Genomic DNA, 13,146 nt, shown 5'->3' on the forward strand with positions numbered 1-13,146 from the left:
GAGGCCGGTTCCACAGGTTCGCCCATGGCCAAGCACCCGACCAAGGCTCCCCCCGCCCCGCTGGCAGCCGCCGCAGCGCCGCGTAAATCAGGCCGTCCGACCTCGGCCAAGCCCCGGCCGAAGAAGGCGGCGACACCCGAACCGGCCCCCGAATCGTCGGCCGAACCGACCGCCCCCAATGCGCCGCCGCCCCAAGCCGAGGCTGCCGATCCCTTCGCCTTCGGGGCCGATCAACGTCATCTGCTGGAAACCCTGTCGCTGAACCTGGCCAAGGCGGCCATGACGGCCCAGTCGGCCATCGCCGAGGCCGCCCTCAGCCAGGCCGACCGGCCCGCCGCCCTGTCGCCCGATCCCTTCAACGTCGCCCCGGCCATGACCTCGGTCATGACCAGTCTGGCCGCCCGCCCCGAAAAGCTGTTCCAGGCCCAGGCCGACCTGTTCAGCCGCTATATGGACCTGTGGTCCACGACGTCGCGCCGCGCCATGGGCGAAGAGGTCGCCCCCGCCCCTTCCACCGACAAGCGGTTCCGCGACCCGGCCTGGAGCGAGAACCCGGTCTTCGACGTCATGCGCCAGTCCTATCTGGTCACTTCGGACTGGATGAACGGCCTGGTCTCCAGCGTCGAGAACGTCGATCCGCGCGTGAAGCGCAAGGCCGAGTTCTTCACCAAACTGCTGACCGACGCCTTCTCGCCCGCCAACTTCCTGGCCTCCAACCCAGCGGCGCTGAAGGCCCTGGCCGAGACGGGCGGCGAATCCCTGGTGAAAGGGATGCAGAACTTCGCCGCCGATCTGGAGCGCGGCGCCGGCAAGCTGAAGATCAGTCAGGCCGACTACGGTCAGTTCAAGGTCGGCGAAAATGTCGCCACCGCCCCCGGCCAGGTGGTCTGGCGCGACGAACTGTTCGAGCTGATCCAGTTCGACGCCGCGACGGACGCCCAGCACGCTATACCGCTGCTCATCTTCCCGCCGTGGATCAACAAATTCTACATCATGGACCTGCAGCCGGCGAACTCGCTGATCCGCTGGCTGTCGGCCCAGGGCTTCACCGTCTTCGTCTGCTCCTGGGTCAACCCGGATCTGGACAAGGCCGAGTACGGCTTCGACGACTACCTGGACAAGGGCGTCTATCGCGCCGTTGAAAAGACGCTGGAGCAGACGGGCCAGAAGCAGCTGAACGCGGTCGGCTATTGCATCGGCGGCACCCTGCTGGGCGCGGCCCTGGCCCATATGGCGGCGCGCAAGGACGCCCGTGTCGCCTCGGCCACCTTCTTCGCCGCCCAGCACGATTTCGCCGAGGCCGGCGACCTGCTGCTGTTCACCGACGAACACTGGCTGGCCGAGATCGAGCAACAGATCGACGCCGCCGGCGGGGTCCTGCCCGGCGCCGCCATGGCCGACACCTTCAACGCCCTGCGCGCCAACGACCTGATCTGGTCCTTCTTCGTGTCCAACTATCTGATGGGCAAGGCGCCGCCAGCCTTCGACCTGCTGTTCTGGAACGCCGACCAGACGCGGATGCCCAAGCGCCTGCACCTCGACTACCTCCGCCACATGTACGGCCAGAACGCCCTGGCCAAGGGCGAGTTCGAGATCGACGGCGAGCGCATCGACCTTTCGACCGTCAAGACGCCCCTCTACTTCCTGGCCAGCCGCGAGGACCACATCGCACCGATGAACTCGGTCTATCGCTCGGCGCGGCTGTTCGGCGGCCCCGTGACCTATACGCTGGCCGGATCGGGCCACATCGCCGGGGTCATCAACCCGCCCGCCGCCAACAAATACCAGCACTGGACCAACCCCGCCCTTCCCGAGACGCTTGCGGACTGGCAAGCGGAGGCTGAGCAACATCCGGGCAGCTGGTGGACTCACTGGGCCGCCTGGCTGCGTGAGAAATCGGGCGAACAGATTCCCGCCCGCGACCCCAAGACCGGCCAGCTAAAGCCTATCGAGCCCGCGCCCGGCGCCTATGTGAAAGTGAAGTCTTGAAGCGTATCGAACCTAACCTGCTGCTGGCGATCACGACCGGCATCGCCTTGCTGCTGCTGATCCTGACCGCCAGCGTCTTCGGACAGCCCGGCGGCGCGTTGAAATACGCCATCCTCGTTGTGGTTGTGGTGGTCGCCTTCATCCCGCTGAACGCCATGTTCCGCAAGCGCATGGGATGGGACCGCCCGCCGATGATCCATCCGGCCGCAGCCTCGACCGCCGCCTGGGCCAGCATCTTCCCCATGATGGTGATGCTGTCGGCGGCGATTCCCGTATTCTGGCCCGGCCACGATTATGGCCTGCTGATCATTATCGCCGGCCTGTGGTTCGGCGTGACGGTGGAATCCGCGATCAAGGCCCGTCAGGCAGGCTGAAACCTCAGCGCTAAGCCGTTGTTGCAGTAGCGCCGCCCGGTCGGCGGCGGCCCGTCCATGAACAGATGCCCCTGATGCCCCAGGCACCGGGCGCAGTGGTATTCGATGCGGGCTATGCCGATCCGTCGGTCGGTCTTGGTCCCGATATTGGCCTCGATCACGCGGAAGAAGCTCGGCCAGCCGGTGCCGCTGTCGTACTTCCATCCCGACTGGAACAGCGGCAGGGCGCAGCCCTTGCAGACAAAGACGCCGCGTCGGTGCTCGTCGTTCAGAGGGCTGCTGAAGGGCTGCTCGGTGCCCTCATGCCGCAGCACCCGCCACGAGGCGTCGCCCAGACGTCGCTTCCACTCCGCGTCGCTGATCCGGCGAAACGGCGAGTTGGCCCACTGCCCTTCCGACGCGTCCGCCGCCTCGGGCGCACAGCCGCTCAAGGCGACAGCGACGCACCCCAGCAGCACGGATCGACGGTCGAATACAGCGTCCATGCCCCCTATACGGCGGGCAAACGCTTTTGGTTCAGACCAGACCCGTCGCCTCGTCCAGACCCAGCATGATGTTCAGGTTCTGCACCGCCGCCCCCGAAGCGCCCTTGCCCAGGTTGTCGAGCAGGGCGACCAGGCGCGCCTGCTCCCCGCCCCGATCGCCAAAGACATGCAGCCGCATCCGGTTGGTGCCGTTCAGGGCCTCCGGCTCGATGCCCGTCATGGCCTCGGTCTCGTCCAGATCGGCGACCTCGACGAAGCGCTGCCCCTCATAGGCCTCCAGCAAGGCCCCATGCAGCCGCTCTACCGAGGGCGTCTCCGGCAGGGTCGACAGGTGCAGCGGAACCTCGACCAGCATCCCCTGGCGATAGTTCCCAACAGCGGGCGCGAACAGGACAGGCAGCGTCAGCCCCGTATGCTGCGTCATCTCCGGCACATGCTTGTGCTTCTGGGTCAGGCCATAGGCGCGATAGGCGGTGGACGCGCCCTCAGCTTCAAACTCCGCGATCATGGCCTTGCCGCCGCCGGAATAGCCCGACACCGCATTGACCGTGACCGAATGGCTGGCCGGCACCAGACCCGCCCGCACCAGCGGCCGCATCAGGCCGATGAAGCCGGTCGGATAGCACCCGGGGTTCGACACCCGCGTCGAGGCGGCGATGGCCGCGCGCTGACCTGCATCCATCTCGGCGAAGCCATAGGTCCAGGCCGGATCGACCCGATAGGCCGTCGAGGCGTCGATGACCCGCACGCTCGGGTTCTCGATCATCGACACAGCTTCCTTGGCCGCATCGTCAGGCAGACACAGGATCACAGCGTCCGCGCTATTCAGCGCCTCACGCCGCGCCGCCACGTCGCGCCGACGCTCGCCCAGCAGGATCAACTCCAGATCAGTACGCGCCTCCAGACGCTCGCGGATCTCCAGCCCCGTGGTCCCGGCCTCGCCGTCGATGAAGACCTTATGCATCGTCTAACTCCGTCCCCCTCTCCCAATGGGAGAGGGCTTGAGCGCCCGAGAGCCGAAGGCGATCGGCTGCGCGAAAGGGTGAGGGTCCGCCGCATCAGTCGGCGAAAGCAGTAGCACAATTAGGGCGGCGGCTTCGCCGAAGGACAGCCCCGCCCCTCATCCGGCGCTGCGCGCCACCGTCTCCCATCGGGAGAAGGGCAAAAAAGAAAAAGGGCGCTCCGGGTTTCCCCGAAGCGCCCCAAATCCAAATCGCCTGAAGGCGATTAGCGCTTCGAGAACTGGAAGCTGCGGCGTGCCTTGGCGCGGCCGTACTTCTTACGCTCGACGACGCGGCTGTCGCGGGTCAGGAAGCCGTGCGGCTTCAGGACCTTGCGCAGTTCCGGTTCGAAGTGCGTCAGGGCGTGCGACAGGCCGTGGCGGATGGCGCCGGCTTGACCCGACAGACCCGAACCTTCGACGGTGCAGATCACGTCGTATTGCGTGGCGCGGTCCGAAACGGTCAGCGGCTGGGCGATCATCATGCGCAGGACGGGACGAGCGAAGTAAACTTCCTGGTCCTTGCCGTTGACGGTGATCTTGCCGGTGCCCGGCTTGATCCAGACGCGAGCGATCGCGTTCTTGCGCTTGCCGGTCGAATAGGCGCGGCCTTGCGCGTCCAGCTTTTGCTCATAGACGGGCGTGTCGTTTTCAACAGTGCCCAGGCTCTTCAGGGCGTCGAAGCCGGTGGCTTCAGCAGTCACGTCGGTCATGCTCAGGCGCTCCGGGTGTTCTTGGGCGACGCCGACTTGAAGTCGATGGTCAGCGGCTGTTGGGCTTCATGCTCGTGGGCGGCGCCGGCGAACAGACGCAGGTGCGTCATCTGCTTGCGAGCCAGCGGGCTTTCCTTCGGCAGCATGCGCTCAACGGCTTTCTCGAGCACGCGCTCGGGGAAGCGGCCGTTCAGGACCTTCTCCGGGGTCGTCTGCTTGATGCCGCCCGGGTGGCCGGTGTGGCGATAGTAGACCTTGTCGGTGTTCTTCTTGCCGGTGAACACCACCTTGTCGACGTTGGTGACGATGACGTAGTCGCCCATGTCAACGTGCGGGGTGTAGGTCGGCAGGTGCTTGCCGCGCAGACGGTTGGCGATGAAGGTCGCAAGACGGCCCACCACGACGCCTTCGGCGTCGATGTGGATCCACTTCTTTTCGACCTCTGCCGGCTTCATCGAAGCCGTAGTGCTCTTCAGCATATTGAGGGTCCTGAAAGACGAACGGTGCGGCTCATCCCAAGGCAGGAATGAGCGGAAGGCGTGCTGATAGAGGCTCCCCCCCCGCAGGTCAACACCAGTCCGCAACACCAACTTATGTCAACGCATTGATTTAAAATAACTTATCATAAACGGTATTAAAATACCACAAGACCAACGCCACAACTTCTTCCCTTCGCCTCTTGTGGGAGAAGGGAGCGGCCGGAGGCTGACGGATGAGGGGTCTCGCAACCGCTGATGAATAGGCCCATCAAATCACCGCTGCGCTCGCCCACCCGTCGTCAGGTCACAAGGGGCAGAAGGCCCGCCCCCATAACCTGTGAAACCGGCCAGCTAACGCCCTTGTGATCACGCGATGTTACGACCAAAGCCGTATTGGAATCAGGGTGATGCGGCGCCTATGTCCGCCCCCGTTCCCCCGCGCCCTACTGGGCCGCAGCCGTCAGGTTTCCGATGTCCCGCGTCCGCAACGCCGCCCTGCAGTCGAAGATCATGTCCGCCCAGGACGCCGCCGCCCTGATCCCGGCCAACTCGACGGTGGGCATGAGCGGCTTTACCGGCTCCGGCTATCCCAAGACCGTGCCCATGGCCCTGGCCAGCCGGATCGAGGCCGAGCACGCAGCGGGCAATCCGTTCAAGCTTAAGGTCTGGACCGGCGCCTCAACCGGGCCGGAACTGGACGGCGCCCTGGCCAAGGCGGACGGCATCGAATTCCGCCTGCCCTACAACTCCGATCCCATCGCCCGCGAAAAGATCAACAAGGGCGAGATGGAGTACCTGGACATGCACCTGTCGCAGGTGGCGCCCGCCGCCTGGCAGGGCTTCCTCGGCCCGCTGGAGACCGCCGTGGTCGAGGTCTCGGGCATCCGCGAGGACGGATCACTGATCCCTTCGTCGTCGATCGGCAACAACAAGACCTGGCTGGACCGCGCCGACCGCATCATCCTGGAGGTCAACAGTTGGCAAAACCCGGCGCTGGAGGGGATGCACGACATCTATTACGGCACGGCCCTGCCGCCGGCGCGCGTGCCGATCCCGCTGACCAAGCCTACCGACCGGATCGGCGAGACCGTCTTCCGCGTCGATCCGTCCAAGATCGTCGCCATCGTCGAGACGGACAGCCCTGACCGCAACCTGCCCTTCGCCGCGCCTGACGCCTCAGCCACCGCCATCGCCGGGCATCTGATCGAATTCCTTCAGCACGAGGTGAAGCTGGGTCGCCTGCCCGCCCATCTGCTGCCGCTGCAATCGGGCGTCGGCAATGTCGCCAACGCCGTGCTGGCGGGACTGGCCGAAAGCCCCTTCGAGCAACTGACCGCCTATACCGAGGTGCTTCAGGACGGGATGCTGGACCTGCTGGACTCGGGCAAGCTGACCGTCGCCTCGGCCACCGCCTTCTCGCTCAGCCCCGAGGCTGCCGCCGACCTGAACAGCCGCATGGAGCAGTTCCGCGGCAAGATCATCCTGCGCCCGCAGGAAATCTCGAACCACCCGGAGATCATCCGCCGTCTGGGCTGCATCGCCATGAACGGCCTGATCGAGGCCGACATCTACGGCAACGTCAACTCGACCCACGTCATGGGCTCGCGCATACAGAACGGCATCGGCGGCTCGGGCGACTTTGCGCGCAACGCCTACATCTCCTGCTTCGTCACGCCCTCGACGGCCAAGGGCGGCAAGATCTCGGCCATCGTCCCCATGGCCAGCCACGTCGACCACATCACCCAGGACGTGCAGGTCATCGTCACCGAACAGGGTCTGGCCGACCTGCGTGGCCTGTCGCCGAAACAACGCGCCCAGGTCATCATCGCCAACTGCGCCCATCCCGACTATCGCGACGCGCTGAAGGACTACTACGACCGCGCGCTGAAGGGCTCTTATGGTCTGCAATCGCCGCACCTGCTGACCGAGGCCCTGTCCTGGCACCAGCGCTTCATCGAAACGGGGTCGATGAAGCCGTAAGCTTCGCCTTGCCCCTCGCCGCATGACGCGTATCGTCGCTCTCCCAATGGAGGGGCGACGCATGGGGCGGGGATTATTGAAACGGCCGCTGGGCCGCATCGCGCTTGCCTGTGTCGGGCTGGCGCTTGCAGGACGGGTCGTCGCCTTCACCCTGCGTCCCTCGCCCGAGGCCTATCCGACGCTGGCCGCGCGCGCCGGGCCGCCTACGCCGGGGCAACTGACCGTCCGCTTCCTCGGGACCTCGACGCTGGCCTTCGACGACGGTCGGGACGTGGTCCTGATCGACGGCTATCTCAGCCGCCCCGGCGTCGTCGCCCTGCTGACACGACCTCTGCGCCCGGATCAGGCCGCCATCGTACGGCACCTGAAACAGGCGGACATTCGACGCATCTCGGCCCTCTATGTCGCCCACACCCATTTCGACCACGCCCTGGACTCGGCCAGTCTGGCCAAGGCCTATGGCGCGACCCTGTATGGCGGCGACACGATGGCGGCCATCGCCGCCGCCGAGGGCGTCACGGCGCCCGTCCATCGCCTGGCGTCAGGCCAGCCTTGGACCGTAGGCGCCTTTCAGATCACGCCCTTCCGCACGCCCCACGCACCCGGCGACGTCGCGGCGGGCGCGACGGCTGCGGACTTCCGCATCCCGGCCCGTGCCCGCGCCTACCCCGAGGGCGACGCTCATTCCTTCCTGATCACACATGGGACGTGCCGCATCCTGATCGTGCCCAGCGCGGGCCATCCGGGCGACGTCTTCCACAACGTGCGCTCCGACGTGGTCATGCTGGGTGTGGGCAACCTGTCCCGGCAAGGGCCTGAGGCTGTCGCCGCCTACTGGCGCGACACGGTGGCGGCGACCGGCGCGCGGTTGGTCGTGCCGATCCACTGGGACGACTTCTCGCGTTCGCTGGATGAGCCGCTGAAGCCCTTCCCCTATGCGATTGATCGCTTTGATCAGACGATGAAGCAGTTGACCGCGCTGGCCGGCGATCAGATCGCGTTGCGCCTGCCCCGCGCCTTCGAGCCCATGGACTGGTCAGGCCTGCCCGCCGGGGGCTGCGCCTAGCGGTTCAGGCCGGTCGGAAAGGGTCGGCCCAGAGCCTCCGCCATGGCCTGCTGGCTCAGCATGAAGACCAGGTCGCGCTGGTGGTAGTTGTTGGACAGGACCACCACGGTCACGTCGGCGTCCGGCTGATAAAGGACCAGGTTGCGGAACCCGGCCCAGCTGCCCGTGTGATAGATCTGCTTGTCGTCGAACGACGGCGAGACCTGCGCACCCAGGCTGTTGACGTAGACGCCATAGCCATAGGACCGATGCGGGCGGCCCCGCTCCTTGGGCGTGTCCGCAGGGGCGTGGTCGGCTATCATCTGAGCATAGGCGCCGTCGCTCAGCACGTGCCCCTTATGCAGGGCGCGGTTCCACGCCAGCATGTCGTCCAGCGTCGAATACAGCGCCCCGGCGCCGAAGACGACGCTGACATTGGCGATCGGCTGGGCCGTCAGACCGCCGGGGAAGTTGGCGTATCCCATGGCCAGGCCTTGCGCATCGGCATGGGCGTCCGATCCCGTGTCCTTCAGGCCCAGGGGCTTCAGGATGGCGTCGTTCAGATAGGTCTCGAACGGCTTGCCGCTGGCCTTGGCGACGATCTCGGCAGCCAGATTATAGGCGGCGTTATCGTAGCGGATCTTGGTCCCCGGCTGGAACTGCAGGCCATAGTGGGCCGAGGTTTCAGTCAGTTCCTGCGGCGTGCGCGGGGTGACGCGGATGCGCCCCCATTCGGACTGGGCCATCAGATCGGGAATGCCCGAGGTGTGCGACAGCAGGTGGTGGATGCGCAGAGGCTTCCACGCATCCGGGCAGGCCTCGATCCATTGGCACACCGGATCATTGACCGACAGCCTGCCCTCGTCCTGCAGCTTCAGGATCGCAGCGGCGGTGAACTGCTTGGAGACCGAGGCCAGACGGAAACGGGTGTCCAGCTTAAGCGGCTGATCGTTCTCGTAGTTCGCCTTGCCATAGACCTGTCGGAACAGGACCTGATCGCCCTTGGCCACCAGGATGGCGCCCATGAACTGCTTGTGTTCGCCCAGGTAATCCAGCCGCGCCTTCAGTTGCGGCAAGGCCTCGACCACCTCCACCGGCGGTCGCTCGGGCAGCCTGGTCTTGCTGGCCGTCGCCGCCTGGGTCTCCGGCGCGATGGCGTGGACGATCCAGGCGCCGGCGCCGGCGGAGGCCAGGGCGACCGCGGCCAAGGTTCCGAGGAACCAGGGCCGACCGCCAGCAGACTTGGGAACTACAAACACGATACTGAACTACGATCCTAGACGTCGAACTCCAGCCCGAATTGGGCGTAAAGGGCGCGGCTATCCTGCCACTTCGGATCGACCTTGACGGTCAAGAACAGGTGAACGGGACGGTCGAGCAGTTCGATCAGCTCTTCGCGCGACTTCTGGCCGATCCATTTCAGGGTCTGGCCGCCCTTGCCCAGAACGATGGGACGCTGGCTCTCGCGCTCGACATAGATGGTCTGCTCTATCCGTGCCGAACCATCGGCCTTTTCCTCGAACGAGGTCGTCTCGACCGCCGCCGAATAGGGCAGTTCTTCATGGACGCGCAGATAGACCTTCTCGCGGGTGATCTCGGCGGCCAGGACCCGGACGGGCACGTCCGCCGACTGATCTTCCGGGTAGAGCCACGGACCAGCGGGCATGGAGCGCGCCAGACGCTTCTTCAGGTCATCCACGCCGTCGCCGCTGAGGGCCGAGATCATATAGACTTCTTCATAGACGCCGGTTTCGAACAGGCGGCTCGACAGGGCCAGCAGGGTGTCGCGACGCATCCCGTCGATCTTGTTCAGCGCCAGGATGACCTTGGTCCCCGTCGATTGCAGATTGGCGATGATGGTCTCGGTGTCTTCAGCCGAGCGACGGTCGGCGGCGGTGCCTTCGCGGCCCTCGGCGTCGATGTGGGACTGGGCGTCGATCAGGTGAACCACCACGTCGGCGTCCTGCGCCCCGCCCCAGGCCGAGGCGACCATGGCGCGGTCCAGACGGCGGCGCGGGGTAAAGATGCCGGGCGTGTCCACCAGAACGATCTGGGCGTCGCCCTCGATGGCGATGCCGCGCACGGGAAAGCGCGTGGTCTGAACCTTTTGCGTGACGATCGAGACCTTGGTTCCCGTCAGCCGGTTCACCAGCGTCGACTTGCCGGCGTTGGGCGCGCCAATGATGGCGGCGAAGCCCGCGCGCTGGTTCGGGTTGAGGGTCTCGGTCAAATTACGCCTTCTCGTTTCAACAACGCCGTGGCCGCGGCTTTTTCCGCTTCCTGACGTGAACGTCCTGTTTGTTTCACGGGGTCGAAACCGACCACCGTCGCCTCGACCACGAAGGTCGGAGCATGATCTGATCCGGTGCGTTCCACCACCCGATAGGTCGGCAGCGGACGCCCTTGGGCTTGGGCCCACTCCTGCAGAGCGGACTTGGGATTGGTCACGGCCGCGGCGGGCGGCGACGCGAACTCCTCGGCCCAGGCGATGTCGAACATGGCCTTGGCCGCCGTCAGGCCGCCGTCGCGATAGACGGCGGCCAGAATAGCCTCGACAGCATCGGCGATGACTCCGGCCTTTCTGCGGCCACCCGTCTTGGTCTCGCCCGCAGACAGACGCAGGGCCGCGCCTACGCCCAGCCGCTCGCCGACACGGGCGCAGGCGGCCTTGTCCACCAGGGCGTGCAGACGGGCCGACAGTTGCCCCTCGTCCGCCGAGGGGAAGTCCCGCGTCAGCCGATCAGCGACCAGCAGGCCCAGCACCCGGTCGCCCAGGAACTCCAGCCGCTCGTTGTCGGCCACGGTGCGGCCGTCGACCTGCCCCCCGCCCTCGCCCACGCTGGCGTGGGTCAGGGCGCGTTCCAGCAAGGTCGGATCGGCGAAATCATGGCCCAGCCGACGCCTGAGCGCGGCGACGGCCTCGGCCCGAACGTTGGCCATCAGTCGAGAATCTTGAAGAACCGGCTCGGACGCAGGTTCGCGAACCAGCTGACCGGGTTGAACAGCGACGCGCCCGGCGACCAGGAGAACATGATGATCTCGGCCTTGCCGACCAGGTTCTCGGCCGGGACCATGCCCACGCCGGCCGACATCTCGACGCGGCTGTCGATCGAGTTGTCGCGGTTGTCGCCCATCATGAAGAAGTGGCCGTTCGGCACCTCATAGACCGGGGTGTCGTCCAGATCGCCGCCGGGACCATAGTCCTGGGTCATGAAGCTCTTGCCGTTCGGCAAGGTCTCGCGAACCTGCGTCACCGGACGCGGACCGAACATGTCGGCCAGTTCGGCGCGGCTGACCACGACGTCCTTCACCGGCGCGCCGTTGAGATACAGCTTGTTGGCGATCATCTGCACCTTGTCGCCCGGCAGGCCGATCACGCGCTTGATGTAGTCCGTCTTGTTGTCGCGCGGCAGCTTGAACACGACGATGTCGCCGCGCGTCGGGTCCTTGCCCAGGATGCGGCCGTCGAACAGCGGCGGGCTGAACGGGATCGAGTGCTTCGAATAGCCATAGGACCACTTCGACACGACGATGTAGTCGCCCTCATAGAGGTTGGGCTCCATCGAGGCCGAGGGGATGGTGAAGGGCTGGAAAAGCAGCACCCGCAGCACGAAGGCGATCAGCAGGGCGAAGACGACGGTCTTGATGATCTCGACCGTCTCGTTGCTCGCGGACTTCTCTTTTTTCACACGTTTGGCTTTCTTGGGACGCGGCGTGGCGTAGATCGGCTTGTCGCTGTCGAGGGCCTCGGGGTCGTCGCCCATGTCAAAGGGGGCGTCGCCGTCGTCGCTCCAGATCGGTCGCTGCTCGGTGGGGTCGATGGCAGGATTGCCGGCGCCGCCGTTCGCCTTGTGGTCGTCGCTCATGGTCTGCTCGAATCCCCCGCCGAACGCGGGGTTGGAAGCCTGAGGCGTAAAGGCTGATTACGCCACGGGCAAGGCTTCGATCACCACGAAAGCGAGAGCATACGGGTGTTCGTCGCTGAGCGTCAGATGAATACGCGCCTCATGCCCCGCCGGGACCAGGCGCGCCAGATGCTCGGCGGCGTGGCCGGTCAGGGCCAGGGTCGGCTGACCCGACTTCAAATTCACCACGCCCATGTCGCGCCAGTAGACGTCGGCCCGCATCCCGGTGCCTAGAGCCTTGGCGCAGGCCTCCTTGGCCGCGAAGCGTTTGGCGTAGCTCCAGGCCGGGTCGGGCTTGCGGTCCGAGCGGGTGCGTTCCAGTTCGGTGAAGCAGCGCTCCTTGAAGCGTTCGCCGAACCGATCCAGCGACTTCTGGATGCGACGGATGTCCGAAAGATCGGCGCCGACGCCGATGATCACCGACCGGCTCCGCTGATCGCCTCATCCATCGCCGTCCGCATCCGGCGGATGGCCGCGTCCAGCCCCACGAAAACAGCCTCCCCTATCAGGAAGTGGCCGATGTTCAGTTCCTTGATCTCGGGGATGGCCAGAACAACGCTGGCGGTGGCGTAGTCGAGGCCGTGCCCGGCATGAACTTCCAGCCCCAGGATGTCGGCCTGGGCGGCGGCGGCGGCCAGACGGTCCAGCTCGAATGCGCGCTCGGCCGGATCGGTCAGATGGCAATAGCGGCCGGTGTGGAACTCGACCACTTGGGCGCCCACGGCGGCGGCGGCCTCGACCTGGGCTTCCGACGGCTCGATGAACAGGCTGACGCGGATGCCGGCGTCGGACAGGGCCTTCACCACGGGGGCGATGCGCGCCTCGTGACCGGCGACGGCCAGACCGCCCTCGGTCGTGACCTCCTCGCGCCGTTCCGGCACCAGGCAGGCCGCGTGCGGACGGTGACGCAGGGCGATGGCCAGCATCTCGTCCGTTACGGCCATCTCAAGGTTCAGCGGCTTGTCCGCGCGGCGGCACAGGGCCGTCAGCACGTCGATGTCGGCGTCGGTGATATGGCGGCGATCCTCGCGCAGGTGGGCGGTGATGCCGTCCGCCCCCGCCGCCAGCGCCGCCTCGGCCGCGCGGGCCGGATCGGGATGAGCGCCGCCGCGCGCGTTACGAACCGTGGCGACGTGGTCGATGTTGACGCCCAGACGAACCCGCTCGCGCTTCATC

At 66.2% G+C, this 13,146-nt stretch carries 14 protein-coding genes; 4 read left to right on the plus strand and 10 right to left on the minus strand.

Going from position 1 to position 13,146, the window contains the following annotated elements; genetic code table 11:
* Positions 1-24: 24 nt before the first annotated feature.
* Positions 25-1,989, plus strand: a complete 1,965-nt coding sequence (phaC, locus tag DXK21_RS02770; protein ID WP_114816259.1) for a class I poly(R)-hydroxyalkanoic acid synthase — start codon at positions 25-27, stop codon at positions 1,987-1,989.
* Entirely contained in the window at positions 1,986-2,363 is a 378-nt protein-coding gene (locus DXK21_RS02775) for a hypothetical protein (protein WP_114816260.1), read from the plus strand. Before phaC ends, DXK21_RS02775 begins: the two co-directional genes overlap by 4 nt.
* Here the strand turns inward: DXK21_RS02775 and msrB are convergent.
* The 4 genes from msrB to rplM form a co-directional block, all read right to left on the minus strand.
* Positions 2,351-2,848 carry a peptide-methionine (R)-S-oxide reductase MsrB gene (msrB, locus tag DXK21_RS02780; protein ID WP_114816261.1) on the minus strand — a complete coding sequence of 166 codons (498 nt, stop codon included), beginning with the start codon at positions 2,846-2,848 and terminating at the stop codon, positions 2,351-2,353. The genes DXK21_RS02775 and msrB overlap by 13 nt on opposite strands.
* Positions 2,849-2,879: 31 nt before the next feature.
* On the minus strand, positions 2,880-3,812 hold the full coding sequence (gene argC, locus DXK21_RS02785; protein WP_114816262.1) for an N-acetyl-gamma-glutamyl-phosphate reductase: 933 nt from the start codon (positions 3,810-3,812) through the stop codon (positions 2,880-2,882).
* Between the two features lie 263 nt (positions 3,813-4,075).
* Complete coding sequence (rpsI, locus tag DXK21_RS02790) at positions 4,076-4,561, minus strand: 30S ribosomal protein S9 (RefSeq protein WP_114816263.1); 486 nt, start codon at positions 4,559-4,561, stop codon at positions 4,076-4,078.
* 2 nt (positions 4,562-4,563) lie between these two features.
* A complete protein-coding gene (gene rplM, locus DXK21_RS02795; RefSeq protein WP_114816264.1) occupies positions 4,564-5,040 on the minus strand; it encodes a 50S ribosomal protein L13 in 477 nt (158 codons plus the stop codon).
* 471 nt (positions 5,041-5,511) lie between these two features.
* Here rplM and scpC point away from each other — a divergent pair, with 471 nt between their 5' ends.
* Positions 5,512-7,020 carry a succinyl-CoA:acetate CoA-transferase ScpC gene (gene scpC, locus DXK21_RS02800; protein WP_114816265.1) on the plus strand — a complete coding sequence of 503 codons (1,509 nt, stop codon included), beginning with the start codon at positions 5,512-5,514 and terminating at the stop codon, positions 7,018-7,020.
* Between the two features lie 61 nt (positions 7,021-7,081).
* The gene (locus DXK21_RS02805) at positions 7,082-8,086 is read left to right on the plus strand and encodes an MBL fold metallo-hydrolase (RefSeq protein ID WP_162790563.1); all 1,005 of its coding nucleotides are present in this window, start codon (positions 7,082-7,084) and stop codon (positions 8,084-8,086) included.
* Here the strand turns inward: DXK21_RS02805 and DXK21_RS02810 are convergent.
* The 6 genes from DXK21_RS02810 to DXK21_RS02835 are packed head-to-tail and all read right to left on the minus strand — an operon-like array spanning position 8,083 to position 13,145.
* A complete protein-coding gene (locus tag DXK21_RS02810; RefSeq protein ID WP_114816267.1) occupies positions 8,083-9,324 on the minus strand; it encodes a serine hydrolase domain-containing protein in 1,242 nt (413 codons plus the stop codon). The genes DXK21_RS02805 and DXK21_RS02810 overlap by 4 nt on opposite strands.
* A gap of 17 nt (positions 9,325-9,341) precedes the next feature.
* On the minus strand, positions 9,342-10,295 hold the full coding sequence (era, locus tag DXK21_RS02815) for a GTPase Era (protein ID WP_114816268.1): 954 nt from the start codon (positions 10,293-10,295) through the stop codon (positions 9,342-9,344).
* A complete protein-coding gene (gene rnc / locus DXK21_RS02820) occupies positions 10,292-11,005 on the minus strand; it encodes a ribonuclease III (protein WP_114816269.1) in 714 nt (237 codons plus the stop codon). The genes era and rnc overlap by 4 nt, the downstream gene beginning before the upstream one ends.
* Entirely contained in the window at positions 11,005-11,931 is a 927-nt protein-coding gene (lepB, locus tag DXK21_RS02825) for a signal peptidase I (protein WP_114816270.1), read from the minus strand. Before lepB ends, rnc begins: the two co-directional genes overlap by 1 nt.
* A 57-nt stretch (positions 11,932-11,988) precedes the next feature.
* A complete protein-coding gene (acpS, locus tag DXK21_RS02830) occupies positions 11,989-12,390 on the minus strand; it encodes a holo-ACP synthase (RefSeq protein WP_114816271.1) in 402 nt (133 codons plus the stop codon).
* On the minus strand, positions 12,387-13,145 hold the full coding sequence (locus tag DXK21_RS02835) for a pyridoxine 5'-phosphate synthase (RefSeq protein WP_114816272.1): 759 nt from the start codon (positions 13,143-13,145) through the stop codon (positions 12,387-12,389). Before DXK21_RS02835 ends, acpS begins: the two co-directional genes overlap by 4 nt.
* Between the last annotated feature and the right edge of the window lies 1 nt (position 13,146).

The sequence above is a fragment of the Brevundimonas bullata genome (assembly GCF_003350205.1).
In the GTDB taxonomy this organism is placed as follows: domain Bacteria; phylum Pseudomonadota; class Alphaproteobacteria; order Caulobacterales; family Caulobacteraceae; genus Brevundimonas; species Brevundimonas bullata.